29 protein-coding genes and 1 tRNA gene are annotated in these 25907 nt (G+C 49.0%); 19 read left to right on the top strand and 11 right to left on the bottom strand.

Annotated features, from left to right (window positions below):
- Position 1 precedes the first annotated feature (1 nt).
- The 11 genes from QW520_03260 to QW520_03210 all read left to right on the top strand — a co-directional run bounded on the left by QW520_03260 (position 2) and on the right by QW520_03210 (position 10933).
- Entirely contained in the window at positions 2 to 1087 is a 1086-nt protein-coding gene (locus tag QW520_03260) for an NADH-quinone oxidoreductase subunit D (protein MEM0448823.1), read from the top strand.
- Between the two features lie 5 nt (positions 1088 to 1092).
- Positions 1093 to 2178, top strand: coding sequence for an NADH-quinone oxidoreductase subunit NuoH (gene nuoH, locus QW520_03255; protein ID MEM0448822.1), 1086 nt, complete (start codon positions 1093 to 1095; stop codon positions 2176 to 2178).
- On the top strand, positions 2178 to 2915 hold the full coding sequence (locus tag QW520_03250; GenBank protein MEM0448821.1) for a 4Fe-4S binding protein: 738 nt from the start codon (positions 2178 to 2180) through the stop codon (positions 2913 to 2915). Before nuoH ends, QW520_03250 begins: the two co-directional genes overlap by 1 nt.
- A complete protein-coding gene (locus tag QW520_03245) occupies positions 2915 to 3190 on the top strand; it encodes an NADH-quinone oxidoreductase subunit J (protein MEM0448820.1) in 276 nt (91 codons plus the stop codon). Before QW520_03250 ends, QW520_03245 begins: the two co-directional genes overlap by 1 nt.
- Positions 3180 to 3416, top strand: a complete 237-nt coding sequence (locus QW520_03240; protein ID MEM0448819.1) for an NADH-quinone oxidoreductase subunit J — start codon at positions 3180 to 3182, stop codon at positions 3414 to 3416. The genes QW520_03245 and QW520_03240 overlap by 11 nt, the downstream gene beginning before the upstream one ends.
- Entirely contained in the window at positions 3413 to 3715 is a 303-nt protein-coding gene (gene nuoK / locus QW520_03235; protein MEM0448818.1) for an NADH-quinone oxidoreductase subunit NuoK, read from the top strand. The genes QW520_03240 and nuoK overlap by 4 nt, the downstream gene beginning before the upstream one ends.
- Position 3716: 1 nt before the next feature.
- A complete protein-coding gene (locus QW520_03230) occupies positions 3717 to 5720 on the top strand; it encodes a proton-conducting transporter membrane subunit (protein MEM0448817.1) in 2004 nt (667 codons plus the stop codon).
- Between the two features lie 4 nt (positions 5721 to 5724).
- Positions 5725 to 7245 (top strand): NuoM family protein, encoded by a 1521-nt coding sequence (locus QW520_03225; protein MEM0448816.1) that lies wholly within the window; start codon positions 5725 to 5727, stop codon positions 7243 to 7245.
- A gap of 5 nt (positions 7246 to 7250) precedes the next feature.
- Positions 7251 to 8768 carry an NADH-quinone oxidoreductase subunit N gene (locus QW520_03220; protein ID MEM0448815.1) on the top strand — a complete coding sequence of 506 codons (1518 nt, stop codon included), beginning with the start codon at positions 7251 to 7253 and terminating at the stop codon, positions 8766 to 8768.
- A gap of 112 nt (positions 8769 to 8880) precedes the next feature.
- Positions 8881 to 9840 carry a polyprenyl synthetase family protein gene (locus QW520_03215; protein MEM0448814.1) on the top strand — a complete coding sequence of 320 codons (960 nt, stop codon included), beginning with the start codon at positions 8881 to 8883 and terminating at the stop codon, positions 9838 to 9840.
- Positions 9841 to 9847: 7 nt separating this feature from the next.
- Positions 9848 to 10933, top strand: a complete 1086-nt coding sequence (locus QW520_03210) for an NAD(P)/FAD-dependent oxidoreductase (GenBank protein MEM0448813.1) — start codon at positions 9848 to 9850, stop codon at positions 10931 to 10933.
- Here the strand turns inward: QW520_03210 and QW520_03205 are convergent.
- Entirely contained in the window at positions 10919 to 11407 is a 489-nt protein-coding gene (locus QW520_03205) for a nucleic acid-binding protein (GenBank protein ID MEM0448812.1), read from the bottom strand. The two genes, QW520_03210 and QW520_03205, sit on opposite strands and share 15 nt — an antisense overlap.
- A gap of 113 nt (positions 11408 to 11520) precedes the next feature.
- Here QW520_03205 and QW520_03200 point away from each other — a divergent pair, with 113 nt between their 5' ends.
- The 3 genes from QW520_03200 (at position 11521) to QW520_03190 (ending at position 12981) form a co-directional block, all read left to right on the top strand.
- Positions 11521 to 12144 (top strand): methyltransferase, encoded by a 624-nt coding sequence (locus QW520_03200; protein MEM0448811.1) that lies wholly within the window; start codon positions 11521 to 11523, stop codon positions 12142 to 12144.
- A 56-nt stretch (positions 12145 to 12200) separates the two neighbouring features.
- Positions 12201 to 12344 (top strand): hypothetical protein, encoded by a 144-nt coding sequence (locus tag QW520_03195; protein ID MEM0448810.1) that lies wholly within the window; start codon positions 12201 to 12203, stop codon positions 12342 to 12344.
- A 358-nt stretch (positions 12345 to 12702) separates the two neighbouring features.
- Positions 12703 to 12981 carry a hypothetical protein gene (locus tag QW520_03190; protein ID MEM0448809.1) on the top strand — a complete coding sequence of 93 codons (279 nt, stop codon included), beginning with the start codon at positions 12703 to 12705 and terminating at the stop codon, positions 12979 to 12981.
- On the opposite strand, the gene QW520_03185 is transcribed toward QW520_03190, so the two are convergent.
- From QW520_03185 to QW520_03165, 5 genes are all read right to left on the bottom strand, one after another.
- Positions 12963 to 13610 (bottom strand): 7-cyano-7-deazaguanine synthase, encoded by a 648-nt coding sequence (locus QW520_03185; GenBank protein MEM0448808.1) that lies wholly within the window; start codon positions 13608 to 13610, stop codon positions 12963 to 12965. The two genes, QW520_03190 and QW520_03185, sit on opposite strands and share 19 nt — an antisense overlap.
- Positions 13611 to 13672: 62 nt before the next feature.
- Complete coding sequence (locus tag QW520_03180) at positions 13673 to 13855, bottom strand: hypothetical protein (GenBank protein ID MEM0448807.1); 183 nt, start codon at positions 13853 to 13855, stop codon at positions 13673 to 13675.
- Between the two features lie 78 nt (positions 13856 to 13933).
- Entirely contained in the window at positions 13934 to 14494 is a 561-nt protein-coding gene (locus QW520_03175) for an exosome complex RNA-binding protein Csl4 (protein MEM0448806.1), read from the bottom strand.
- Between the two features lie 5 nt (positions 14495 to 14499).
- Complete coding sequence (locus tag QW520_03170; GenBank protein ID MEM0448805.1) at positions 14500 to 15099, bottom strand: METTL5 family protein; 600 nt, start codon at positions 15097 to 15099, stop codon at positions 14500 to 14502.
- Between the two features lie 367 nt (positions 15100 to 15466).
- The gene (locus tag QW520_03165; protein ID MEM0448804.1) at positions 15467 to 16087 is read right to left on the bottom strand and encodes a CBS domain-containing protein; all 621 of its coding nucleotides are present in this window, start codon (positions 16085 to 16087) and stop codon (positions 15467 to 15469) included.
- A 415-nt stretch (positions 16088 to 16502) separates the two neighbouring features.
- On the opposite strand from QW520_03165, the gene QW520_03160 reads away from it, so the two are divergent.
- The 3 genes from QW520_03160 to QW520_03150 are packed head-to-tail and all read left to right on the top strand — an operon-like array spanning position 16503 to position 20128.
- A complete protein-coding gene (locus QW520_03160) occupies positions 16503 to 17747 on the top strand; it encodes a hypothetical protein (GenBank protein MEM0448803.1) in 1245 nt (414 codons plus the stop codon).
- Positions 17748 to 19286: a glutamate synthase-related protein gene (locus QW520_03155; protein MEM0448802.1), complete on the top strand. Its 1539-nt coding sequence runs from the start codon at positions 17748 to 17750 to the stop codon at positions 19284 to 19286.
- Entirely contained in the window at positions 19286 to 20128 is an 843-nt protein-coding gene (locus QW520_03150; protein MEM0448801.1) for a hypothetical protein, read from the top strand. Before QW520_03155 ends, QW520_03150 begins: the two co-directional genes overlap by 1 nt.
- On the opposite strand, the gene QW520_03145 is transcribed toward QW520_03150, so the two are convergent.
- Entirely contained in the window at positions 20129 to 20554 is a 426-nt protein-coding gene (locus tag QW520_03145) for an Lrp/AsnC family transcriptional regulator (protein MEM0448800.1), read from the bottom strand.
- Positions 20555 to 20696: 142 nt separating this feature from the next.
- Entirely contained in the window at positions 20697 to 21323 is a 627-nt protein-coding gene (locus QW520_03140; protein MEM0448799.1) for a hypothetical protein, read from the bottom strand.
- Positions 21324 to 21620: 297 nt separating this feature from the next.
- On the opposite strand from QW520_03140, the gene trmY reads away from it, so the two are divergent.
- Complete coding sequence (gene trmY, locus QW520_03135) at positions 21621 to 22175, top strand: tRNA (pseudouridine(54)-N(1))-methyltransferase TrmY (GenBank protein ID MEM0448798.1); 555 nt, start codon at positions 21621 to 21623, stop codon at positions 22173 to 22175.
- Positions 22176 to 22219: 44 nt separating this feature from the next.
- Entirely contained in the window at positions 22220 to 22750 is a 531-nt protein-coding gene (locus QW520_03130) for a hypothetical protein (protein MEM0448797.1), read from the top strand.
- A gap of 501 nt (positions 22751 to 23251) precedes the next feature.
- Here the strand turns inward: QW520_03130 and QW520_03125 are convergent.
- The 3 genes from QW520_03125 to QW520_03115 all read right to left on the bottom strand — a co-directional run bounded on the left by QW520_03125 (position 23252) and on the right by QW520_03115 (position 25868).
- The gene (locus QW520_03125; protein ID MEM0448796.1) at positions 23252 to 24367 is read right to left on the bottom strand and encodes an aminopeptidase; all 1116 of its coding nucleotides are present in this window, start codon (positions 24365 to 24367) and stop codon (positions 23252 to 23254) included.
- A 456-nt stretch (positions 24368 to 24823) separates the two neighbouring features.
- Positions 24824 to 24896: transfer RNA gene (locus tag QW520_03120), tRNA-Val, on the bottom strand.
- Between the two features lie 222 nt (positions 24897 to 25118).
- Positions 25119 to 25868 (bottom strand): RAD55 family ATPase, encoded by a 750-nt coding sequence (locus QW520_03115; protein MEM0448795.1) that lies wholly within the window; start codon positions 25866 to 25868, stop codon positions 25119 to 25121.
- Positions 25869 to 25907 lie beyond the last annotated feature (39 nt).

Genomic DNA, 25907 nt, shown 5'->3' with positions numbered 1-25907 from the left:
GATGGCCGAGATGTGGCTGAACATGGGTCCGCAGCACCCTATGACTCATGGGTTATGGAACCTTAGGGTCAAGGTAGATGGGGAGACCATGACCGAGGCTGAGCCAGTTATAGGGTACCTGCATCGAGGATGGGAAAAGCTCACCGAGAATAGGAGGTTCCCACAGATCATTCCCATGGCGGACAGACTCTGTTATGGTGCTTCCATGAGCTGGAGCCATCTTTATTGCCTAACCATGGAGAATCTCTTAGAGGTCGAGGTTCCAGAGCGCGCTAAATGGATACGCACCATCGTCTTGGAGGCGCAAAGGATAGGAAGCCACTTGATGTGGCTCGCGGCGTTGGGCACAGACCTTGGTTCTTACACTGTCTTTCTCTACGCCGTGAGAGAGAGGGAGCTATTCCTGGACCTCATGCAGAATCTTTGTGGCGCCAGAATGACGTATAATTATCCCCGCATCGGCGGCGTTCGCAACGACGTCCCCGCTAACTTTGAGCGCGATTTCACGCGGGTCCTCAACCACTTCGAGAAGCGCATTTGCGACCTCGAGGCTCTATGCGACCAGAGCACCGTGTTCCGCATGAGGATGGAGGACGTGGGATACTTAGATCCAGAAAAGGCCAAGAACCTAGGGGTCACGGGGCCAAACCTAAGGGGTAGCGGTGTGGATTATGATGTTCGCCGCGACGACCCCTATGAGATGTATGACCAGATTGAGTGGAACGTCTGCGTGGAGAAGGGATGCGATGCTTACGCGCGCTATCGTGTAAGGATGGATGAGATGCGCGAATCCTGCAATATCATCCGCCAATGCATAAAGAAAATGCCCAAAGGACCCATACGCGTCAAGCCTCCACGCTATGCTCCTAAAGGAAAGACAGCATGGGCCCATGTGGAGGATCCGCGTGGAGAAGGGTTCATGTACGTGATTGGCAACGGTGATGACCGACCTTATCGACTAAAAGTCAGGAGCCCCATCTTCGTGACCGTTTCAGCAGCGCCGGCGATGCTAATCGGATATAAGATCGCGGATGTGCCCGCCATTATGGGCTCGGTGGACATGTGCCTCGGGGAGACGGATAGGTGATTTGAATGGAAGCCAATGGCCTATATGAGTTCGTGTATGGTATTGCCCTGTGGCTGATGCAGGTTTTGGCCTGGCCCTTCAACAACCTCCTCGGATGGCATGGGTTCGCAGGGTGGCTGGTCTCTCCCGGAGTGGTGCATTTCTTGACCACGCTGCTGGCGGCGTTGATAGTCTTCATCGTAGGCTTCCTTATCTCCATCACCTTTATCTGGCAAGAAAGGAAGATGCTAGGGAGGTTGATGGATAGGAGGGGGACGCAAGTCGGTGTTTTGGGTCTTTTCCAGAATTTTGCTGATGGACTAAAGACTTTCATCAAGGAACACATCATCCCTGAGGAAGTGGATAAACAACTTTTCGACCTCGCTCCTGTTTTGTTAATAGCTATCTCCTGCCTTATGATCGGACTCATACCTCTCGGACCGGCTTTCTACATGGCCAATCTGCCTGCGGGACTGCTTCTGGTGTTTGCGGTATTCTCTTTAGCGCCATTCGCGATATTGATTGCAGGATGGGCTTCGAATAACAAATATACTGTAATTGGAGGTATGAGGGCGGCTGCCCAGCTAATAGCGTATGAAGTGCCGATTTTGCTGTCAGTGGCCTCGGTGGTGGTGCTAGCAGGGAGCCTTAACTTCTTCGATATAGTATCTGCTCAGCAGGCCACGATGTGGTATGTCATCCCCCTCTTCATCGGTTTCCTGGTCTTTTTCATATCCGCAATCGCAGAGGTAGAAAGGATACCTTTTGACCTTCCTGAAGCCGAAGCGGAGTTAGTCGAGGGATGGATGACGGAATATGGTGGCTTCCGTTGGGGCCTAATCATGTTGTCAGAGTATGTGAGAGGATTCGCCGCCAGCGGACTTATAGTCCTTCTATTCCTCGGAGGCTGGTCCGGTCCTAGCTTCCTATGGTCTGAGATTTGGACTGTTCTCAAGATGTTCCTGGTTTTCGGCCTGTTCATATGGATTCGAGGCGCACTTATGCGTATTACCACCAAGCAGATCCTGAGCATTGGTTGGACCAAACTCATGCCTCTGGCGCTGATTAACCTGGGCATTGCTATTGCCTTGAAGATAGGGGGTTGGTTCTGATGGCCGAGCCCAAGGCAACGAAGAAGAGACTAAAGCCAGTGGGGTTGTTGCTGCGACCCATGGCTGTGGTGGCGCGTGAGACTATCCGCACTACCATCAATAAGCCGAATACCATTCAGTATCCTTGGGAGCGCCTAATCATACCTGATGGATACCGCGGACGACCTGGCTTGGTTCTAGACAAGTGCATCGGATGCCATATGTGCGAGAAAATCTGCCCCACCACCTGCATTGAGATGGTGGAAATTGAGCTTCCAGGAAAGGGAAAGGTGGAAAGGCCGCAGGTCAATCTGGGCCGATGTATGATGTGTGGCTATTGCGCCGAGGTGTGCCCCAAGAACGCCATGCTTGTCACTCCTGAGTATGAATTGGCCGAGTATTCTCGCCAGGACCTTATTTACGATCCTTTCCGATTACAGTACGAGGATAGGCCAGGTCTTCATGTGGATGTGATCGAGGCCACTCCTTCCATGGTCAAGCAAGGTTTGTATGGGGTGGATAAGAAGACGGGCAAAGAAATCCGGGACTATCCCGAGGTCAATGATGCCAAATGCATAGGTTGCTCCAAGTGCGAGAAGGTGTGCCCCGCAGAAGCGGTGCAAATGTATGAGAAGGGCAAGACTGACAAGGGCAAGCCCATCAAGAGGCCGAAGTTTGACATTGAAAAGTGCGTGGGCTGCGAGCAATGCTTGGAGAATTGCCCCAAGGACGCTATCTCCATGAAGGAGGTGAGGTGATGACCGTAGATTGGGAACTGTTATTCTTCTTCATATTCGCTGGCTATACCATAGGATCGGCATTGTTAGTGGTCTTCGCCAAAGAAATCGTGAGGAACGTTACTTGGTTAGTCTTCACCTTCATCGGTGTAGCGATCCTCTTCATTTTCCTTGGAGCGGAATATATCGCTATCATTCAGATTTTAGTATACGTCGGTGCTGTTTGCGTATTGATATTGTTCGGAGTGATGCTTACCAAGCGTCGCTTGACAGGAGGTGGCCAGTGTGAATTCTGAACGCATCAGAACGGCTTCGGCCATTGTCTCTGTCACCGCGCTTACCTTTGTGATATTGGGCAGCTTGCTTACCATGAGTTGGGAAGGCGAGCCGATCCAGTTCACTAGTCAGAATCTGGGAGAAGCACTCTTCAGCTCCTATGGTCCTACTCTTATCATATTGGGGGTTCTCATGTTCGCGGCCATGTTGGGTGGTGTTTATATCGGCCAGGAGGAGAGGGAATGATCCCCCAAGAGTATTTCATGGTGGTGGCAGCGTTCCTCTTTGCCATCGGTGCTTTCGGGGTACTGACAAGAAAGAATGCCATCGTGGTGCTGATGTGCATCGAGCTTATGCTGAATGCCGCTAATATCAACTTCGTAACCCTTGCGGTCTATAATCAAGATATATCGGGTCAGGTTTTCGCGCTCTTCTCCATAGCCATAGCCGCAGCGGAGGCGGCCATTGGTTTGGCCATATTCCTGAACCTGCAGAAGACGCACGACACGATCGATCTGACTGAAATCCGAGCGCTGAGGTGGTAAGATGGCCTTCGTCGATTATACTTGGCTCATACCTCTGTTGCCGATAATTGGATTGCTTCTCGCCGCGGCCTTGGGAAAGAGGACCCCTGAGGGAGGCGGATACTTCGTAGTGGGAGCGGTTGCCGCTGCATGTGCCGTGGCCCTTCTCGTGGCCTATGAATTCTTCACTGGTGATGGCACGCCTGTGTATGCCTCTCGTGTGTGGATCGACCTAGGCACTATAGGCAGCACTCACTATCAATTCGAGTTCGGTTATTATGTCGACTACTTGACTGCACTGATGCTGATAATAGTAAGCATACTGTGCACATTGATCGTGATATATTCTCTCGGCTACATGCATGAGGAAGGGGAGAGGAAGAGACGGTATTACGTGGAAATTGCCTTGTTCATCACCGGCATGTTGGGCATGGTGATATCTTCCAACTACCTCACGGCCTTCATATTCTGGGAGATAATGGGCCTATGCTCCTATCTACTCATAGGGTTCTGGTATTACAAGCCTTCAGCGGCCCGAGCTGCCAAGAAAGCTTTCCTGGTCACCAGGATAGGAGACATCTCCTTCATGCTGGGCATAGTGGCATTATTCGGAGCTTATGGAACGCTGAATTTTCATGATCTTTTCAACCCCAGCTTCTTCGAGCATCATGAGATTGACAAGGGCCTATTGACCTTTGCCATGCTCTGCCTATTTGGCGCAGCGGTAGGGAAGAGCGCCCAGTTCCCCCTGCACGATTGGTTGCCTGATGCCATGGAAGGCCCGACTACGGTCTCAGCCTTGATTCATGCGGCTACCATGGTGAAGGCGGGTGTGTTTTTAGTAGCAAGGTCCTTCCCCCTCATGGTCCACACCGGTGACGTGTTCATTGTGGTCGCCGTAATTGGTGGCTTCACCGCCTTCTTTGCCGCCACACAGGCCTTGAACAACTTTAACATCAAGAGAGTTCTAGCCTATTCTACCCTCTCTCAATTGGGATACATGTTCCTAGCTTTAGGATGCGGCGGCTATGTCATTGCCAATGCCGGCGTGGACGAGCATTTGCTGGAGATGGGTAACACGGGTTACATGGCAGGCATCTTCCACCTCATGAATCATGCCTTCTTCAAGGCACTTCTCTTCCTTGGTGCCGGAGCGGTAATACATGCGGTGCACACAGAGGATATGAGAAAGATGGGGGGCTTGTCAAAGAAGCTTAAGATCACTTCCTTGGTCATGCTCATCGGTGCATTAGCCATATCCGGCATACCTCCCTTCAGCGGCTTCTGGTCCAAGGATCTGGTCCTAGAATCCACCATCATCGCCGCGGAGGTCAATCCATGGTTTTGGATATTATTCATCGGAGGCAGCATCACCGCCTTCATGACCGCTTTCTATATGTTCCGTCTGTGGTTCATGACCTTCAAGGGTGAGGAAGGCGAAAGCACCCATCACGCCCATGAGGCTCCACCAGTCATGATAGGACCGTTGCTGGTGCTCGCAGTGGCAGCCATTATCTCTGGTCTGTTCCTGCTCTTCCCAGGCGGAGGTCTGCCCTCAGTTATATTCACCGTCTCCCCCGAAGGGCATGCCATAGCTGGTGAAGATCTCGGCCTCGGATGGGTGGAGAAGCTCTTCACCGCCTGGCCTACATATTTGTCTTTAGCCTTAGCGGTATTAGGAATAGGAATCGCCTATCTAGCCTATGGCAAGAGAACACTCAGCCTCGCCTGGTTCAACTCCAGAGAGAATAAGAAAGTGTATGATTTACTACAGCGCCGCTATTATTTCCCGGAGATGTACGACGCCTTCGGAGAGAAGGTGATCTATGGCCTTGCACTGGTGATAGACTTCTTCGATCGTAAGGTGATTGACGGGGTGGTGAATTTCTTCGCCTGGTTAGCCGTTCAGGGCTCTCAGGGGTTAAGAAGAATCCAAACTGGAGTGGTACAGACTTATGTGGCCGTGGTGATAGCAGCGGTCTCTGTGCTACTGGTGATACTATACCTTATCGCAGGAGTGAGGTGATCTCATGAGCGAACTTTACGACATATTAAGCGGAATCAACGTCCTGACATTGTTGCTACTTGTTCCTCTCCTGGGGAGCGTGATCACCTTCCTATCTGGGAAAGGCCTTAAAGCTGCTCGCATTGTGCCTATCATATTCTCAGGCGTAACTTTAATCCTGGCCACATTGGTCTTGCTAGGATTCAATTTCGGAATGACGGGAATGAACGTCTTCCAATACGAAGAGCAGTACAATTGGATACAGAGCATTGGCATAACCTATCATCTCGGAGTCGATGGCATAGGCGTTCCTATGGTCTGGCTGACATCTTTGCTGTGCTTCCTGGCCATTTTATTCTCCTGGGATGTCAGCAACCGCACTAAGGAATACATGGGATTGATGCTAGTTCTAGAGGTAGGAGTGCTAGGTGTTTTCATGGCCCTCGACTACTTCCTCTTCTACATATTCTGGGAAGTGGTGCTCATCCCCATGTTCTTCCTCATAGCCATATGGGGAGGGCCGAGGAGAGAATATGCGGCCATAAAGTTCTTCATATACACCCATATAGCTTCGCTCGTCATGCTGTTGGCCATCTTCGCCATGTACTTCGTGGCGGGGGGGACCAGCTTTGATATGATCTTCATTCAGCAGGCAGGGGCAAGCTTCGGGCTTGACTTCCAGGTGATGGTATTCCTGGCCCTATTCTTCGGGTTTGGGGTCAAGATGCCCATTGTTCCCTTCCACACTTGGCTGCCGGATGCGCACGTAGAGGCGCCCACGGCAGGATCGGTGCTACTAGCAGGGCTACTGTTGAAGATGGGGTCATATGGTCTAGTGCGTGTGGCCATACCCACCTTGCCTCAAGGAGCTCAGGAGCTGCAGTGGCTGTTGATATTCATAGCAGTGTTATCGATACTCTACGGGGCATTCGCTTCTCTAGCCCAGAGAGACCTGAAGAAGATGGTTGCCTTCTCTTCCATAAGCCACATGGGAATGGTGCTTTTAGGATTCGCCACCTTCTCCGCGGTCGGCATAGCTGCAGGAGTGTTCCAGATGTTCGCCCATGGTCTTATCACGGCTGTCCTGTTCATGGTCTGCGGGGTGGTGCAGCATATCGCGGGTACGAGAGAGATACCCAAGTTAGGAGGGTTGGCACAGAAGATGCCTTGGTACGCCACTTTCGTGATGATCGGATTCATGGCTTCGCTGGGATTGCCAGGCCTAGTGGGGTTTGCGGCAGAGATGCCCATCTTCTTCTCCTACGCTAATCTAGGGGGCGAATTCAACTGGTTGATAGTGCTCCCCATAGCTTCTGTGGCTATCACGGCGGCTTATTATATCTGGGCCATGCAAAGGGTGCTATTCGGCCCCCTGACGGACAAGATAGATACACACCATTTGCACGATGTATCTTGGTATGAGGCGGCACCCTTGGCAGCGTTATGCGCCTTAATAATATTCTTTGGCCTGCAGCCTGGTTTCATATATGATTTCATAAGACCAGTGGCGGAGGCTCTTTCCGCCCTTTTGCCTTTAGGAGGCTGAGCTAGATGGCAGACTATACTGCAATACTACCCCTGGTAGCGCTGGCCGGTTTGGGGCTACTCGCTCCGGCGGTCCGCATATTGAGCAAGAGCGACAAGATTACAGCCATCTGGGCTTTGGCTGGTATCCTCATATCTGGCTTTTTCGTAGTGCAGTTCTACCTGAACCACGCGCCTGGAACGGCCATTGGTTATATCGGAGTAGTAGAGCTCAACTACTTCTCGGCTCTTTTCATGCTGCTGTTCCTTTCAGTGGCAGGCTACGTCGTACTAGCCTCACTACGCTTCGTGGACGGGGAGAAGCATACCGGAGAGTATTACGCATTAATAATGCTGGCAACGACGGGCATGATGATAGTGGCCATGTCCTTGGATCTGATAACGCTTTTTGTAGGCATTGAGCTCACCAGCTTATCATCTTACGCCCTGGTAGCATTCAGGAAGCAGAGCAAGCGGGGGGCCGAAGCTGCAACAAAGTATTTCATATTCGGGGCCGTGGCCTCAGGAATCTCTCTGTTCGGCATATCCCTGCTATATGGCATAAGCACACAATTCCTGTACCTTTTGACCCCAGGCACCAGCCCACTGACCTTTGAGAACATCGGAATTGCAGTTGCCGCCGCTGTGGGCACACCAGCCCAAGGGATGCTCTTCTTAGCTACCATCATGATTCTGGCTGGCTTCGGCTTCAAGATCGCCCTCGTGCCCTTCCACATGTGGGCACCAGACGTATATGAAGGCGCTCCTACCACCATCACGGCGATGCTGGCTGCTGGCAGCAAGAAGATGGGGTTCGTGGCCCTTTTCAAGGTGTTCCTGCTAGGACTCATCGCCACCAAGTCAGATTGGAGCCTTCTTATAGGCCTGATAGCCATCATAACCATGACCTTGGGGAATGTCATCGCCGTGAGCCAGACCAATATAAAGAGAATGCTGGCCTACTCATCTATCGCGCAAGCCGGGTATGTGCTCATCGCCTTGCCGATTGCTACGGTTAACGATCCCAACACTGCCGCTTACGGGCTGGGGGCAGGCATATTCCACATGCTAACCCACGCTTTCATGAAAGGTGGGGCTTTCATAATCGTGGCTACACTCAGCATGGCGGCTCTAGGTGAGAGCATCGCCGACTATAAAGGATTGGCCAAGAGGGCTCCGTTGATGGCCTTCGCCCTCATGCTCATGCTGTTCTCCCTTGCAGGGATCCCGCCACTGGCTGGTTTCGCCTCAAAGTTCGTTCTGTTCTCCAGCGCCATCGATGCCTGGCAGTTATCAGACGCTAACAATTGGATGATATGGTTGGCTATCGCAGGCATACTCAACTCCGCCCTATCACTCTACTATTATGCGAGAGTGGTTAAGTACATGTACGTGGAGAAAGGGCCCGACACCAAGCTCAAGATCTCCAAAGTTATGGCAGCGGCAGTGGGAATATGCTTCGTGGCGGTAGTGCTAATCGGCATATATCCCGACCCTTTCATCCAGGTCTGTCTCGATGCGGCCCATGCTTTCTTGGGTCTGTGAGCCTGGAGGAAACTTTTTCCCACCCTTCTATTTAAGAACGGATAGCTGGCCATTTATGGTAAAGGCTTTGCCAAGAATTAAGTAGCGCTGTTTGATTAGGTTGGTGATATCTTTGAGCTGGGACGCCCCAATTCGAAAGGAGATGGACCTCGTAGAGGAGGAGATACGCAGAGCGGTGGCTTCAGAGCAGGAACTGCTCACAGACATCTGCATGCATGTGATAGGGGCAGGGGGAAAGCGCATACGGCCAGGCTTAGCCATACTCTCCTACAAGGCAGTGGGAGGCGTCGATCCTAAGAAGATTGTGGGCATCGCTGCGGCCTTCGAGCTTATACATTCGGCTACCCTCATTCACGATGACATTAATGATCATGGAGAGACCCGAAGAGGCAGGATCGCTGCCTACAAAAAATTCGGAGTACAAAAGTCATTGATCGCTGGAGACTTCCTCTTCGTGCGCTCATTTCGACTCGGTGGGCAGTGGAGCCAGAAGGTCGTGGAGGCCATATCGGATGCCTGCACTGCTACTGCAGAAAGCGAGATTCTTCAGGATTCCTACGAAAATGATCCTAGCACTCCGTTAGAGACGTATTATAAAATAATCTCAGGAAAGACCGCCATGCCTATGTGGGCTGCCTCCCGTGTTGGAGCTATCTTGGGTGAGGGGACGGAAGACCAGGTAGAGGCCATGGGTAACTATGGGCTTGCCGTGGGCATGGCATTCCAGATTGTAGATGATATACTGGATGTGATTGGTGACGAAAGAGTATTGGGAAAGCCGCATGGTGCTGATTTCTATGATGGAAAGCCTACCTTACCACTTATGGAGGCTATGAAAGACGAGGAATTGGGTCAGCAGATAGTGGAGCTCTTCGTCAAAAAGAACAAGACACAAAAAGATGTGGAGAGAGCGCTGGAAATGGTCAAGAAGACTAAAGGGGTAGAGAGAGCTAGGAAAGCAGCAAGGGATTTTGCCGACCGAGCGCTTTGCTACCTGGACAATCTTGACGGCTCTCCCTACCGAAAGAGCATGTCGGAGCTGGTTGAGGCCGTCCTGGATAGAGAGGCCTAGTGATAGGATGCTGCCGAGCAAAGTCGAGGTCTTGGTGATAGGAGCAGGTCCGGCGGGAAGCACGGCTGCCGAGCACGCTGCACTGGCAGGCGCTGATGTACTATTATTAGACAAACGGCTGGTGATAGGGGAGCCAGTGCGTTGCGGGGAATTCATGCCGCATACGGATGAGATAAGAAGGATTTTTCCCCAAGCAGAGAACGTAGAGGATTTGCTGGCAATGCCTTCGTATCTGCATTCGCTAGAGACGGAAAGCATACGCATCTACTCGCCTAAGATGCGCTCTTATGAGATACCTTTTCATGGATACACCACTGACCGAGACCGCTTTGATCAATACCTCTGCCAGAAAGCTCGCAAAGCCGGAGCCAAGGTGTTGACGGGAGTGAGATGTTTTGGCGTGAAGGGAGACGTAGTTCATACAAACATGGGAGAGGTTCGAGCTAAGGTGATTATAGGAGCAGACGGTCCTCTGTCAGTGGTAGCCAAGTCCTTGGGAATGGAGCGCTCCTGGGACCTTTGCCCCGCAGCCTCTACTTTCGCCCAAGGCGATTTCGACCCTGTGCCAGAGATGTTCTTCGGGAATGTGGCTCCAGGTGGATATGCTTGGATTATCCCTAAGAAAGGCGGTGCCAATGTAGGGTTGGGGTATTCGAAGCGTTATGCCAAAGGAAACTTGAGCTATTATTGGAGTGAGTTCCTAAGACAAAGGCCAATGAAAATAGGAAGGCTTCACGGAAAAACAGTGCCGATGTCTGGGCCGATAAGCCAGACAGTAAAGGGGAACGCGCTTGTGGTGGGCGATGCAGCGGGTCAGGTGATGGCTGTCAATGGAGGGGGCATCCCCATAGCATTGATCTGCGGCAGGATAGCTGGCAAGGTGGCAGCGGCAAATGTGAAGGGAAAGATGGAGTTGATGGAGTATGAGAAAGAGTGGAGAAGGCAGGTAGGTGGCCCTTTGAAAACCGCTCTTAGAACGAAGCGCCTAGCTATGCTCATGTTCGGCTCATCCTGGAGATTAGAACAGTCCATGCGATTTCTAGGGTGCAAGGGCATGGGAAGGGCTATTCGCTGCCAGTCAGTCCCTTTTTGACAGACTTGATCGTATCCTGGAGCCGCAGATGGGACATTCTGAGCATGGATTTTCGAAGATCTTCCCACAACCTAAACAACGCCATCTCCACCTTCTGATGTTCTTAATTCCCTTCAGCCCGACGGGGCGATAGGGGATGCCTAGATATGCTGCTAGGTTCTGTAAGGAATAGTCGTCGGTGAGGAGGATGGCCTCAAGGTCAATAGCCAAGGCAAGTACTTCCACGTCGGTAGGTGAAAGTCGGCTGATGTCCCCCGTGCGCGAGGCTGCATCTTTGACCTTCTGCTTGCTGGAGACGCTGGGCTCTGATACTTCCAATAAATCACCCCAAAGCTCAGCCCTGCGGTCTCCATATCTCTCTAGCTCACGAATTACGCCAGGTGTAGTATGCACTTTTGTTTCGTAGGGCAGGTCCTGCATGGAAAATAATGCAGAAGTGTCGAGCACTAATCTCTCTTTATTTTCCACATCCATCTACAGCTTCAAAAGCCTGCATACATATATTGTGTTGCTTACAACTTGATACTTCTAACGATTTGCAGACGATTCCGCTTGGCTTTTATATGCGAAAGATAAGCCGCAGAATCATGGAAGATGCGATGGCGCATTATGGCCAATGGGCAGCTGTAGCCCTATTCGCCCTGGCATATGTGATATTCATCGCCTTCATACCATTTTATAAAAAAGTGGAGAACAGGCCCGCCAGTGTTTATGTCGCTTTCGTTGTGGCTTTCGCTTTCGAGATGTTTGGCATTCCGTTGAGCATGTACATCGTGGCTTGGTCCATAGGATACAGTCTTCCAGAAGGTATTCTTTGGGGCCATACCTTGGTGAAAGTGTTAGGTCAGCTGGGGACTTTCATTGGTTTCATACTTGGTGTGATCGGTGGCGCATTGGTCATCCTGGGATGGAAAGAGATATATGCTGAATATTGGGGAAAGAAGGAAGGAGAAAGAGGATTGGTGACTAAAGGCGTGTACCGCTTCATCCGCCATCCTCAGTATACTGGTTTCTTACTAATCACAATGGGAATGCTGATAGAATGGGCTACCATACCCTTGCTCGTGCTTTGGCCCATCCTAGCCTATATGTATTACAAACTGGCAAAAAAGGAAGAAGAGTGGATGGAAAAGGAGTTCGGTGAAGCGTATCGTCGCTATCGCTCCTTAACTCCTATGTTCATTCCCATTCCCTTTCATAAAAATGAGTGAGGTTTTAAAGCGATTTAAAGCGACAAAGAAACTCTATTCAAAAGAAATTAACCATATTGGAAATCATCAAGCGCGAGATGCCCTTGAAGAAATTCATTGATGGAAAGAAAAAGAGCGGAATAAAAATCAGGCTGAGTCTGAGCTTGGCCGAGACCGCTCTGGATGCCAGGAGATTAAGTACGTGTGACAACATGAGATAATTCGTGATTTGACCTTCAATCGTCGCTGTTTCCTATCTTTGTAATACTAGTAGAGACGAACAGATTCACCATGATGAAGCTTAATTTTCGTGCGATACCCCTGCATACCAGATGTGAATGTCTCGTTTCCTTTCAACATCTACAATATTGGACGCTTTGATGATGGGTGCTTTAGCTGCGATTGATTCACGTTGAAATATTCTTTCATTCTACTGCTTAAGAGATTAGTGACATACGATGCATGTTATCTTATCTGCTCAAAATTCAGCTTGGATAATGCCGAACTTAACTATCCTTTCACCAAACGAATTCAACTGGATGTTAAAGGCTAAATATATTAAATCGGTTGCACCACAAAATGCATCGTATAAAAGTGGATCAAGACGTGCTTGACTATATCAGGAGCACGAAGAAAGATTATAGAGTATCCACGGATTGCTCTGGTCCAGTAATATTACCCACGGATTTGAAACCTCCAAAGGATTCGGATTTGCGCATCAGGGTGGGAGAGAACACACTATACATCTCCATCGTTCAAGCTAGATACATCGATAGGGTATCTATGGACATGATGTATGATCCCAGCCGAAAACTAGGTTGCTATCTTTATGACGAATCTTATGATGGTGATGAATGAGAATGCGAGATCTCTTGAGCTAAATCCGCAGATCTCTTAGCCAATTGTATTATGTCCACCCTCTCCTCCTGAGCCGCTAGATCTTGTAGCTTGCACATCGTAACAGGGTGCTTCGGCACCATCCTGCATATCGATGGCTTCTTGACTGAGATCTCGTAGGTGCCGATTTGCTTGGCCATATTTTCGATCTCTATCTTATCTAGACCGATCAGCGGACGAAGAATAGGAAATCCTAGCCCAAAAGACTCTGCTCTTAAATTATAAAGAGTTTGGGATGCGACTTGCCCCAAGGACTCGCCTGTTACTACTGATTCGGCCCCTAGCTTGAGAGCCAGGTTCTTGGCCACATGAAGCATTGTGCGCTTGCACAATACACATATGTATGGTTTCTCACAGGCTAAGCTTAAACTCTCCAAAGAGGTATAGTGAGGAGCGACGAATAAAGGCATTTTTCTTCCACATACGATCTCCAGGCGCTCTCTGATCTGCATCACCTTTTCCAGCTCAGTCTCATCAGAGTAAGGCCGAGTGTCCATGTGCAACAGAACGACTTCCGCTCCCTGCTTTGCCATAGACCAGGCTGCCACTGGAGAATCAATTCCACCTGACAGGAGGCATACTGTTCTCAACGTAGACCGTCCCAGCCTGTTGAAGGATGTAAGATTAAAGCATTATTGGCGGAGCATAGGCTTTAATTATTAAACCTAAAGCTATCTGTCATCATCCCTGAACCTGGATAGGGAAGATAGTCTTCCTCTTCTTCCTCGGATTCAATGATGATATTGAAAAGCATGTTAACAATCTCGCGCATCTGTTTAAGTTCACTCTTCAGCTCGGCGATTTCTTTGGAAAGGTCCTCGTTGCTCTTTACCATCTTCCCGCCTCTTGTCAATTTCCCTTTTGCGATATAGATTTTCTCATGCCATTTCCATTAATAGCGAAGATTGAAGCTTTAAAACTCAACGTCTCCATAATCGTCCGCGATCTTACGGGTCTCTATGCGTTCGCAATTCACGCAATATAAGCCTTTATCCTTGCGGATCAGCGGTGCCCGGCATCTCCTACACAGAGCTTTCACTACTCCTAGGTGCGGCCCTGCTGTCGTTAGCTGAACAGAAGGCTTGACCTGGATGACTTTGGCCCTTATGATATCACTAGGGCGAATTTCCTTGCTAGCATCCTGAACGTAATCCGAGGATAGCTTGGAGATGTGAATGGTTGCAGAGGTCTCTCCCGCTATCTCCCTCTCTCTTCCCTCTATCGCCACAACATCGCAAATGACCATGCAGTTGCGTACATCTGTTACACTGCAGAATACCGTGTCACCTGGCTTGAGTTCTGCGACGGGATTGAAAGGCTTAACCCTGGCCACCTTTTCCTTATTATCCAATTCCAGTTCTCCTGCTATAGAGGCATATACTTTTCCTTCCTCCTCATAAGTGCCCTCTGCAGGAAGATATTCCTCCGCCTCCGCCACCTCCTCTCCAGGTAGAACAGATCTTTTAGCCATCATTTTATTCACCGCGTCTGGATGCGGAGCAACAACACACTGACATCCTTCCTTTCTCTCTTATGGAACGCGAAGGTATGAGGGATTCCTAATTTATACCTTTTTAGTATCCTAACCTCTGCCCCAGCCGACTGAATCATCCTTAAAAGGAATTCCTGGGTAATAGCATTATGCAATGAATATGCGACTTGCGCCACCTCCATAGCCTTATCGAGGAATGGTCGGTCAGCATGACGGTTCTGCGCGCCAAAGGGAGGGTTCATTACTACTGTATCAGTGTTTCCTTGGAAATTCTGAATATCTGACAGAATTAGCTCCACATTCACTCCCATCTTTTGCACGTTCAGTTTGGCCAATTCTAGGGCAGATGGATCCCTTTCCACCCCTTTCACGGATCTGGCCCCCAACAAGGCGGCGGCTATGGCTAGCATCCCTGTACCGCAGCCTAAATCGATCACGTTTTTATCGTAAATATCTCCTAAGGAGTAAGCAGTGAAGAGCATGTCCGCAGCAATGATAGCTGGCGTGTGGTACTGCTCTGAGGTAGGATTAGGTGCCTGGAAAGGCTGCACCGCTTCCAGCAGTATTTCCAGCTCCTTTTTCTTCATTTTTTGCCTCTTCTCCGAGATTTTCAATATCAGCTCATATGAAAAACTCTTCTAATATCTGATGCTTAGAACATTGCGATGAGAGGCGTGCACTGAGCTGCTTAGGGTACTTTTTTGGTGTCACATAAAATGTTATAGGCTGCGTTTTAGGTATTAGAAGTCAACAGCCATAGAAGAAGGCCAATCTGACGAATACTTGTGCTGACGTGAAAAAATTTCACTCGTTCCGATGCCGCCGAGGCAAGGAGGATGCTTCTAGCCAAGCAGGTCCCTAATTATTAAAGAAAATAAATTATATTATTTTTCATTTCTTTTACCTCATCGTAGCTTCCTGCAGCTTATTCTAGATTGCACTGATTCGCGGCTTTTATTGATTAATGCCAAGGTTAAGGAAATCGGCGCTAGTTAGTATGCCTACAATCTGACCTTTCTTGGAGACTAAGACCGCTTCCTCTCTTTGCAGATGGACCGATGCAAGTTCTATTGGTGTTTCCTCGGATAGGATGGGGAATGGATCGGTCATCACTTCCTCCACCTTAGTTTGCATGACCGCATCATAGGTCTTGCGATTGTTCCTAGTCTCCTCGATGGTATAGTCACGTATGCGATCGTCAGTGATACCTCCCACCACCTTGTCCCCGTCCATGACCGGCAACTGTGTGAATCGTCCCCTCATCATCTTATCCACGCATTCCGCCAGGGTCTGATCCGGCCTAACAGTTATCACTCCCCTCGTAGCCAAATCGCCTACGGTCAGCTGTGCCCCCATCTTCATCCCTTCAATTTTTCGCCGCCGCAGGGCCTCCTCGAAAGCAGCCAATATCTTTCGCACATTGCTATAAGAGGGATCTATGGAACCTCTTTCAATCTTGGCTATCAGAGATTGGCTTACTCCTGCCAAAGCAGCGAGTTCTCTCTGGGAAAGGTTTAGCCGCTTTCGCATCTGCCTTATCTTGTCCAGATCCGGCAGTTGAGGGATTAAGGTCATCCTCTGAGTCGTCAAGGGATTCGCCTAAGTTAAAATGACGGTAGCACATTAAAAAGAATTGCTAAGTCATGGAGAGGGTGGAGCATATAAATTTTTGATTAATAGCCTATGATAGATTGCCTTTCGAGGATATGATATTGAATAAAGCGCAAAGACAAAAGCATAAAAGCGAAAGCTGACTTCTAATACCTGTCTAATTAATCGTTGAATGTATACGAATTGTAATAATTCTCATACGATATGCATAATAAATTTACGATTTTAGAAAAAAAATATCTAAAAAGGAATCAAATGGATAGAAATGCTTATTAGGTGGATGATAGGATTGGCCTCAGTCTTGGCGACTTTGCAACCCGTAGCGGGATTGAGCTAAACGTGGCTCCTCCTCCAAGCAGTAACAAGATAATAGGAAGTCATGAAGGATATGTTGGAACCTGAAAACATTGCAAACATCCCTTCGCATATCGATGCTGAGCTCCTTGACAGTGTTGATGTCGAAAGATTTGGGGCATCCCGACCTCCAGGATTATCATACCAAATGGGTGGTTGTGGTATTGCTGGTTGCATCGACCTCACGGGGGGACGTATCTCTGGAGGAGTGATTGCCCGCATGTTGGAGACCATGGGGGAAAGGGAAAATGGTCTAGGAGCGGGATATGCCTGCTATGGCCTATTTCCAGAACACCGCGACGATTATTGCATGCAGTTCTTCTTCGATCATGAGACGGCCAAAGCAGAAGTGGAAGAGCTGTTGAAGGGCCTAGGGACTATCACCAAGGATGAGAAGGTCTTCACTCAAAGGGTGAAAAGCATGAAACCTCCTTTTCCCTTGGTATGGCGCTATTTCTTCCGCCCCAATAACAAATTGGAATGGAGAGGTAGGTCTGATCTCTCCAACGACGATTTCATTGTGCAGTTAGTGATGCACATAAATTCGGAGCTGGAAGGCGCCTTATGCGTGTCCAGCGGTAAGGATATGGCCGTGTTCAAAGGTAATGGATACTCATACGAGATATCCAAATTCTACGATTTGGATAGATATTCTGGCCAGATGTGGATATCCCATTCAAGGTTCCCGACCAATTCGCCTGCTTGGTGGGGTGGTGCACATCCCTTGAGCATTTTGGATTGGGCAGTATGCCACAACGGGGAGATCACTTCCTATGGAGTGAACCGCAAATTCGTGGAAATGGCTGGTTATCGCTGCTCGGTGCTCACCGATACGGAGGTTGTGACCTATATCTGGGATCTCTTGGTGCGCAAGCACCGTCTCCCTATAACCGCTGCCGCTTTCGCCATGGCCCCGTGGTATCACGATGATATCAATCGTTTGGATGCAGAGAGTGCTCGCCTCGCTAGATGGCTGAGGATAACATATAAGGAGGCGCTTCTGAACGGGCCTTTCTCCATCATTGTGGGCAAAAGACAACCAGAGGTCACAATGATCACCTTGGCAGATCGTAAGAAACTTAGACCGCTGCTCTGCGGCCTCTCCCCAGATAGAAAAGTTGCTTATGCAGCCAGCGAGGAATGCGCCGTTCGTGTTGTTTCACCAAATGCTGAGACTTGGACACCAAATGCAGGCAGTCCTATGGTCGCGATGGCAGGAAGAGGGGTTTTGCGGACTGGAAATGAACTCCCCTTTCAAGGAGGGGTATAAATGGCTCAAACCGAGGCAGTAAAACGAAGGATGGAATTGGAAGCGCCAGAGCGTTTTATGCCAGTAATAGATGCCTCCTTGTGCAAGCGGTGCAGGAAATGCGTGAATGAGTGTTCCTACCGCGCACTCGACTTTGTGGATGGAAACGTGAGACCTGCAGGGGGTTGCGTGGCTTGTGGACGTTGCATCAACGTTTGTCCTGCACACTGCATTGAGATACGTCAAATACCATCTCAGTTCCCTCCTCACGCCAATTTCAACGAGAGGGTCAGGAGGGCTATCATGTCACAGGCCTCCACGGGAGGGGTGCTTCTTACCTCGTGTGGCACGGACATAGCTTATCCAGTCATGTTCGATGAGATGGTGTTGGATGCGGCACAGGTAACGAACCCCGCCATAGATCCTTTGAGAGAGGTGGTAGAGACCAGGACCTATGTGGGAGGAAGAAAAGGTAGGTTGAGGGTAAACGAAAAAGGCCCCCCTTACTTAGACGAGGACCCAGGACCCATCATCGCCATGGATATGCCCATAATGATCGGCCATATCTCTCTAGGCTCAGTCTCCTACAACGCCCAAAAAGCCCTTTTCATGGCTGCCAAAGAATTGAATATCCTCGCCGGCTCGGGGGAAGGTGGACTTCACCGAGACTTCCTGCCTTATGCTAAGAATGTGGTTAGTGAAATAGCCTCGGGACGTTTTGGCGTTACCGGTGATTATTTAAAGAGCACTGCCGCGGTCGAGATCAAGATCGGACAGGGAGCAAAACCTGGCCATGGAGGGCATCTTCCCGGAGAGAAGGTCAGTGCCATGATCTCCCAGACAAGGATGATTCCTTTGGGAACAGACGCCATCTCTCCATATCCACATCATGACATCTATTCCATCGAGGATCTTCAGCAGTTGATCTCAGTGGTCAAGGAATCAGTGGAATATAAAGTTCCAGTGGGGGTTAAAATCGCAGCTGTCCACAACGTGGGAGCGATCGCCTCCGGAATCGTGAGGGCAGGAGCGGACTTCATCACTATCGATGGCTTCCGAGGAGGTACTGGCTCCACTCCTCGCATAATACGTGACCATGTCGGGCTGCCCATCGAGGTAGCCATCTCCGTTGTGGACCAACGCCTCACCAAAGAGGGGCTGCGCAATAGAGTGACAGTCTTTGCGGGCGGGAGCATCCGTTCTTCAGCAGATATGATTAAGGCCATTGCCCTTGGGGCCGATGCCGTGATGGTATGCACAGCGGCCCTGGTGGCCATGGGCTGCCGTGTCTGTCAACAATGCCATCGTGGGATGTGCTCCTGGGGGATCGCCACACAGAGAGAAGAGCTGGCCTCTAGATTAAATCCAGAAGTGGCTTCTGCACGTGTGGTTAGGCTATTCCGCTCCTGGAATGAGGAATTGAAGGAGATTTTGGGCGCGATGGGAATCGATTCGGTTGAGAGCTTGGTGGGGAATCGCGATAGATTGCGCTACTTCGGTCCTAATTCTAAAATAGCGGAGATAATGGGAGTTAAGCATGTAGGGGAGGGTTGGGGCTGATGGATGCGGATGCCTGGGATAGTATAACTCAGGGAAAGAGATTGGAGGTCAAGCCTGTTGTGGAGCGATTGGATGACAAGGTAATCATTCACGCTGATGCTAAGGACGATGCCGGAAAGCTGATGCATTATAAGACGCTCAATGAATTGATACGCCGGGAGATCGAGGCGGGCACCAAGCATATAATACTACAAGGAGTGATGGGACAGCGCTACATCGCCTCTACGGTCAAGAACAAAGATCTGTATATCGAGATTCATGGAACGCCTGGTAACAATCTCGGTGCCTTCTTGGACGGGGCGACTATAGAAGTATTCGGTAATGCGCAGGACATGACTGGCAATACGATGAATTCAGGCCGCATTATAATTCATGGCAATGCTTGGGACGTCACTGGTTTAGCAGCAAGAGGCGGGTCCATATTGATCAAGGGCCATACAGGATACCGTGTGGGCATACATATGAAAGAGTATCAGGGGATTCGACCTTGTATCGTAATAGGCGAGACCGCCAAGGATTACCTGGGAGAATATATGGCGGGAGGGGTGATAGTGGTCCTCAATTTTAGTGGTAAAGCCCACTCCCCTGTAGGCCAACAGATAGGCGCTGGCATCCATGGGGGCAAGATCTTCGTACGAGGGCGAGTAGAGGAGCATCAATTGGGGCCTGGAGCAAATTTAAGCTCTCTTAAGGAAGATGATATACCTGAGCTATTCTCATATATAGAACAGTTTGAGAAGGCATTCCACCTCGACGCCCCCAAGGATTGGGAGGAATACGTGAAGATAACGCCTACTTCCTCCAGACCATTTCACGGCCATTACGATCCCACTCCTATTTGATCATAGACCGGGGAAGCGCATCACGCTGTCGAGCACCAAGCGCAGGTCTAAATCCTTCAGCCCGAGAGGAATCAGTTCATGCTCGATGATCTCTTGCAGCGAGTTGCCATCAGAGGCGCGAAGGCGGATCATGATGCGCCTATGACCGCTTATCTGCAGCACCTCTAGCACACCAGGGATCTCCGAGAGATGATGCAATTCATTGACGCTAGCATCATCATCGAGGTTGGCGAAGATGATGGCATCGACCCCCATGCCTATTCGACCATAATCTACCAAGGTGACATATCCCATTATGATATTCTCGCGTTCAAGTCTAGAAATACGATCGCGAATCGTGGAAGGCGAACGGTGAAGACGCTGTGCCATCTCATTATGGGTCATTTTTCCTTCTGTCATTAACAACTTCAATATTTTTTTATTCATTTCATCGACGTTCATCCTTGACCGCTCTTGCATAATTTTGAATGCTATATCATTTTGTCGTATTCTCAACCAGAAATAAAAAGGCCTAGCGTATGCTCAAACAAATGAGAAGGAAGATCATAACCGTGACCTCATCCTGTTACTAGAGGATCTGGATACTTATTGTCTTTTTCAGGAAGGCGCAACCCTCACAAGGAATGTTGACCACACATTTCTCCCCACTAGAAAGTTTTCTTAGGGCACAGATTATAGCTTTGTCGAGAGGCCTGAAGGGATTAGAACGACCGTTGGCTTTCAGAAGTGCTGATTCTGACTCTGAGAGCTCCGAAGAGCAACCGCAACTACTTTCTACGAATTTAGAACATCTCGCTGCCTCATTTGGCGTGCAGAAATCGCATCTGGTTCCTACGAGGGACATGGGGCCGAAAAGATTAGCCAGTGGATCGAAGATGTATATGGAGTGCTCTTTGCCCAAGGAGATGTAGACCGCATGCGGATGACTTGGAACGATGTATTCCATGCGCGTCCCCCTCACCTTTTCTTCCCTGGCCACCTCCCAGAATTCGCGCAAGTGATTGTTCAACTGGTAAACCAGCTGATGATAATTCAGTTTCATAGCTTCTGCCAAGGACTGCTTCGTTACAGGGCCTTCCAATCCCTTTCGATACAGAGCTTTTAATATCTCTTTCCTAAGGGGATGGTTGACGATGTTGGAATAGGTCTCGGGATCTATGCAGCCTATCTCGATCACGCAGCCCTTGTTGGCCATGATTGATTGATGTAAAACTCTAATATTTAAGCATGTCATGAATTCTCTCTCACCTTCATCATGAGGGAACCGAGGTAATCACTAAACATAATCTGTTAAATTTTAATTTTAATTAATTAAAAAAACTAATTATTATTCTGATTGTAGAAAAATGATATCTCTTCATTTCTCTTCGCTCATGATTGTATGAATCTGTTCTATTCTCATTTTGCTTTAGGAAGATTAGGCATAGGTAGGCAGGATTCGACCAGCCGTAGGGATTAAAGAGTCAAAGTGTGAATAGTCCGACGATGCTCCATGAGAGAATTTGTACTCTATTCCCGCACTGGAAGGACTGATGGTAGATTTACCAGCCTATATCAAGGGGGAAGGTTGGATGTGGTTTTCCAATGCCTTCTCATGTCCCTCTACATCTCTTACGCGCTGCGACATGACGTTATATTCCATGCTATTCTCAACGGCCCCCCTGACCCGCCTAAGGAGTTGGTAGTGGAAGGATCGAGGCTTAAGAACGCACCCCCCGACGAAAGGTCATGGGAGGTGTTATTGCGAGGTGTACTTTCAGGCAAGCAGCATCCAGGGGTGGAGGTGCGTCGCAATAGCCTTCAATCACTGATAAGGGATAGAGAAGACGTTTTCGTGCTAGAGAAAGATGGTGAGGACATAAGGCAGGTCGAGTTAGGCCATGCCCCAATGTTCGTCATCGGGGATCAGATAGGCCTACCAAAGAAGGAAGAGGAATATGTCTTAAGGTATGGAAAAAGAGTGTCTTTAGGCCATAGGGAATATACGGCCGCGCAATGTGTTTGCATAATCAACTACATCTTAGATTTAAGAGAGGTTGGATTGTGATTCCTTCTCATTTCAATCCTGATGCATAATCTGGAGGTGATATCGTGGTTAGGCCGAGGAGGACTTTGATAATCGAATGCATTCCGCAGAATGAGGGCAAGGATGAGGGGTTGTTGCTGTACCATTTCTTGCGTATGCGCATGCCCCGCAGCGTCGATTATAAGGTGATGAGGGGCAAGAATGATCTTATGTCTTTTCTTGAGAAGGAGGGGAAGAGATATAGCCTCGTTCATTTCTCCTCTCATGGCCATAAAGAAGGCTATTTCTCACTTGCTAGGGGTTTCATGATACCTGAGGAATTTCCCCCAGGATGCTTCAAAGGCTCAGAAGTGACCTTCTCCTCCTGTGAGGTCGGCCGGGCGGGATTCATGGACGAACTGCAAACTCGCACGCAAATGAGTGTCGCCGTGGCGCCACTGAACAAAATCGAATACATCGATGCCGCCGCTTTCTTCGTGAATTACTATTATTTCCGATGCCACAAGCGCTACTCAGCCCGCAGTTCATATGCCAAAGCTATGAGTAGTCTTAAACAAAGTATCAAAGGAGGTTTTCGCTTCTTCGAGTGGCGCTGAGACTAATTAAATCGCATTTTCTTGCGTTCCGTTTGTTAACATTTTTCCTCCTCGCCCTCAATCATTACACAATGGTGAAAAATAGGCTAACTTTGACAATGTAAAAAAATCTGTCGAGGGATTGGAAACTCGCGATTCGAGACCTACCTTGAAGATTGCTGTCTTTACAGCTCTGACCTGAAACTGCATCTCAGTTAAATGCCGAAAAACAATTGAACGTTGGGAAGGGGCTGAATATTTACATTTCAAACATTAACCAACTACAATATTAGCCCTGATACGTGGGCGCAAATAGAATAAAAGATCTAGCTCAAGCTAGAACTGCTCATAACCGCTCTGACCGTATGCCTTGGACACCCGCCTCATTTGCGCCTCTTTCGGCTCCAGGTGAGAAGCATCACTGTGAGCCCCATAGCCATGAAAAAGAAAGCTATCAGATAGCCTTGAACAGTGGAGTCCATGGTAGGAAATCACTCTTCGATTTAAATTTGATGCGTTTCTTCATTTAAGAGCTTCCGGATTCAAGCATTTTAGCTCTTCGAGCACGAAAACGCCATCCTTCCTCACCAAAACATCATCGAAATACAACTCCCCCCCACCCCATTCTTTTGTTTGTATCAAAACCAAATCCCAATGGACGGCGGAGCGGTTTCCGTTGAAGGCTTCATCATAGGAATTTCCAGGGGTCAGATGGATGGAGCCGGCAATCTTCTCATCAAAAAGGGTGTCGAGCATAGGTCGGGTGATGTAAGGATTCAAGCCGATAGCGAACTCGCCGATGTAGCGAGCGCCCTCATCGGTGTCCAACACCGCATTCATAGAAGCGGTATCTGACGACCTAGCCTCCACTATCTTGCCTTCCTTGAAAGTGAACTCGACGTTTTCATACACTTTGCCCAGATACACAGAACGGGTGTTATAGCGAATAGTGCCGTTGACGGAGTCTTTGATGGGTGCCGTGTAAACCTCTCCATCGGGAATGTTCCTTTCCCCATCGCATTTAATCACGGGTATGCCTTTTATAGAGAAGCGCAGATCCGTGCCCTGGCCCACCAGCCTAACTTCATCAGTTTTTGACATGAGCTCTATCAAAGAGTCCATGGCTTTGGACATCTTATCATAGTCCAGGGTACAGGTATCGAAGAAGAAATCCTCAAAAGCCTCGGTGGACATTTGAGCCAGCTGTGCCATGGAAGGAGTGGGCCATCGGGTCACCACCCATTTTGTCTTAGGTACGCGATATTGTGTGTGTACAGGTTCCTGCCAATGTTTTAGAAATAGTTGCATTTTCTCCTTGGGGATGTCAGAATTCTCGGTGATGTTGGCCGCTCCCCTCATGCCGATATATGCCTGGGCTTTCTTCATCTTGAAAAGCTCCACCTCTCCAAGGAGCTTGAGATCCTCCTCCCTACCGCCCATTATCAGTTGCCTAATCAGGCGTGGAGACTTCTGAGAGACCAAAGGAATGCCGCCCGCGGCCCGTGTCCTTTTCACCATAGTCTCCAGCATCTCCACGGGTATATCGAAAGCCTCGATGTAGACCACCTCATCCCTCATCAGCTTTACTGAATGATTGATAAGGGTATCAGCAAATCTCACAAATCTCGGATCTTGCATACTTGCGCCATGCCTCGATAAGCCTTAATTCTTACCCTATTAAGCTGCGATGCAAGGCTCTCTTTGTCTACTATTTTTAGACCAGTGTAAATCTGCAGAAGCCCCGCCTTGATGATGCAGTTGATGTCAGAGCCACGTGGAATAGTGAGTGAACAGATTGTTGGAAGATTAATTAATATGACAATTCCAATCTTATCATTATAGCGATGACCAAAACCGTATTCTACCTCTTCGCGTCTGCTTACTCGAATGCAGACATCTATATTGAAGGAGGGCAAAAAGAAATATAAGAACGGCCCTCACCGAGTTAAACAAATTCATTTTATGAGATGAAGGAGGATGCGGACAAGGTTGCACTATTATTGCCTCTGCAAAAATAAGTCTGCATTTTTCTAAAGCCAAAGGAGCTTATTCCGAATTGATTTTAAAAAGCCATTATCTGGATAATATTATAAGTGGGCTCAGCCGGATTCGAACCGGCGACCTTCTGCGTGTGAGGCAAACGTCATAACCGCTAGACCATGAGCCCTGATGGTAGCGTGAAAAACGAGCATGTGATATTAATCTTTAATGGTAAGCTCGGATTTGATGGTAGGAGCAGTTGCCCTCAAGATTTGATATGCTCTTCTAAAACTTAGTGGAGAGTGAAAGTGACTATAAAGGATCTTATCTTATCCTTCGGTCACATGGCTCATCATAAGTAAGGCTCATGGCCTTCAGGCCCTCATAAAAAGTGAGTTTTTCCCTTTTCCTACTCGGTGATGACTTGTGTGGCTTTGAAAGTTCCCTCACTAAAGAGGAGAGAGAAATAGCCAGTCTTATGATTGGTGGAGCGCATCTTCACGGCTCGAATTCTCCTCTGAATGTCCGTCTCCCCCAGCTCATGGAGCTTGAGAGAAATAACCCCATCCGCCAAGTATCCCTCGTCGTATTTATTCTGGAACATCTGCTCCGGGGCTGTCTCGGATATCAGGAAGGAGGTTATGCCCAAGTTCCGTAGCCATTCGAACAAATAGAACAGCTCCGTGCGTCGATTTTCACCTAGCTGCGCTGCCATCTCCAATACGTCTAGGGAGTCGACGACTAAGATGTCATAGCCCAAGGAGTGCTTGAGGGACTCCGCATACATCTTGAAAACCTGAAGCCAAGTTCCCTTGGCGCTGAGCTGGGTTAGCGACTTCCTTATCAGCCCGAGGTCAAGGATGTGTACATACTCCTTGGCCTCCTCTTTATCCATGCCCATGGTATGCATTTGCTGTAGTAGGTTCTCCCTAGATTGCTCTAGGGTCATATACACGCTCTTTATCCTATTATTCAGGGCGTTATGGTAGATGATGCTGTAGCAAAGCGAGGACTTCATGGTCCCCGGAGTGCCAGTTATCAGCACCACCTGTCCCTTTGGTATGCCTCCCTGCAGCACCTCGTCAAAGTTCTGAATAAAGGTGCGAATGCGCTCGATGGGCAGGTTTTCCTCCTCCGCTCTCCTCTCATATACCCACAAAAGATAATATCCTTTTCTATCGGCGGTGCAGAATTTTGA

This window comes from Methanomassiliicoccales archaeon, from assembly GCA_038740345.1.
Taxonomy (GTDB): Archaea; Thermoplasmatota; Thermoplasmata; order Methanomassiliicoccales; family UBA472; genus JAJRAN01.
This window is presented reverse-complemented; position numbering and strand designations above follow the sequence as displayed.

What these genes read in the sequence shown, in the direction of transcription:
- QW520_03140 (MEM0448799.1), bottom strand. Translation starts at nt 21,323, where the DNA reads ATGGCCAACAAGGGCTGCGTGATCGAGATAGGCTGCATAGATCCCGAG.
- nuoH (MEM0448822.1), top strand. Translation starts at nt 1,093, where the DNA reads ATGGAAGCCAATGGCCTATATGAGTTCGTGTATGGTATTGCCCTGTGG.
- QW520_03170 (MEM0448805.1), bottom strand. Translation starts at nt 15,099, where the DNA reads ATGAAGAAAAAGGAGCTGGAAATACTGCTGGAAGCGGTGCAGCCTTTC.
- QW520_03125 (MEM0448796.1), bottom strand. Translation starts at nt 24,367, where the DNA reads ATGCAAGATCCGAGATTTGTGAGATTTGCTGATACCCTTATCAATCAT.
- QW520_03145 (MEM0448800.1), bottom strand. Translation starts at nt 20,554, where the DNA reads ATGAATAAAAAAATATTGAAGTTGTTAATGACAGAAGGAAAAATGACC.
- QW520_03210 (MEM0448813.1), top strand. Translation starts at nt 9,848, where the DNA reads ATGCTGCCGAGCAAAGTCGAGGTCTTGGTGATAGGAGCAGGTCCGGCG.
- QW520_03155 (MEM0448802.1), top strand. Translation starts at nt 17,748, where the DNA reads ATGGCTCAAACCGAGGCAGTAAAACGAAGGATGGAATTGGAAGCGCCA.
- QW520_03260 (MEM0448823.1), top strand. Translation starts at nt 2, where the DNA reads ATGGCCGAGATGTGGCTGAACATGGGTCCGCAGCACCCTATGACTCAT.
- QW520_03205 (MEM0448812.1), bottom strand. Translation starts at nt 11,407, where the DNA reads ATGGATGTGGAAAATAAAGAGAGATTAGTGCTCGACACTTCTGCATTA.
- QW520_03190 (MEM0448809.1), top strand. Translation starts at nt 12,703, where the DNA reads ATGCATCGTATAAAAGTGGATCAAGACGTGCTTGACTATATCAGGAGC.
- QW520_03230 (MEM0448817.1), top strand. Translation starts at nt 3,717, where the DNA reads ATGGCCTTCGTCGATTATACTTGGCTCATACCTCTGTTGCCGATAATT.
- QW520_03180 (MEM0448807.1), bottom strand. Translation starts at nt 13,855, where the DNA reads ATGGTAAAGAGCAACGAGGACCTTTCCAAAGAAATCGCCGAGCTGAAG.
- trmY (MEM0448798.1), top strand. Translation starts at nt 21,621, where the DNA reads ATGAGAGAATTTGTACTCTATTCCCGCACTGGAAGGACTGATGGTAGA.
- QW520_03175 (MEM0448806.1), bottom strand. Translation starts at nt 14,494, where the DNA reads ATGATGGCTAAAAGATCTGTTCTACCTGGAGAGGAGGTGGCGGAGGCG.
- nuoK (MEM0448818.1), top strand. Translation starts at nt 3,413, where the DNA reads ATGATCCCCCAAGAGTATTTCATGGTGGTGGCAGCGTTCCTCTTTGCC.
- QW520_03200 (MEM0448811.1), top strand. Translation starts at nt 11,521, where the DNA reads ATGGAAGATGCGATGGCGCATTATGGCCAATGGGCAGCTGTAGCCCTA.
- QW520_03220 (MEM0448815.1), top strand. Translation starts at nt 7,251, where the DNA reads ATGGCAGACTATACTGCAATACTACCCCTGGTAGCGCTGGCCGGTTTG.
- QW520_03250 (MEM0448821.1), top strand. Translation starts at nt 2,178, where the DNA reads ATGGCCGAGCCCAAGGCAACGAAGAAGAGACTAAAGCCAGTGGGGTTG.
- QW520_03225 (MEM0448816.1), top strand. Translation starts at nt 5,725, where the DNA reads ATGAGCGAACTTTACGACATATTAAGCGGAATCAACGTCCTGACATTG.
- QW520_03165 (MEM0448804.1), bottom strand. Translation starts at nt 16,087, where the DNA reads ATGACCTTAATCCCTCAACTGCCGGATCTGGACAAGATAAGGCAGATG.
- QW520_03160 (MEM0448803.1), top strand. Translation starts at nt 16,503, where the DNA reads ATGAAGGATATGTTGGAACCTGAAAACATTGCAAACATCCCTTCGCAT.
- QW520_03245 (MEM0448820.1), top strand. Translation starts at nt 2,915, where the DNA reads ATGACCGTAGATTGGGAACTGTTATTCTTCTTCATATTCGCTGGCTAT.
- QW520_03150 (MEM0448801.1), top strand. Translation starts at nt 19,286, where the DNA reads ATGGATGCGGATGCCTGGGATAGTATAACTCAGGGAAAGAGATTGGAG.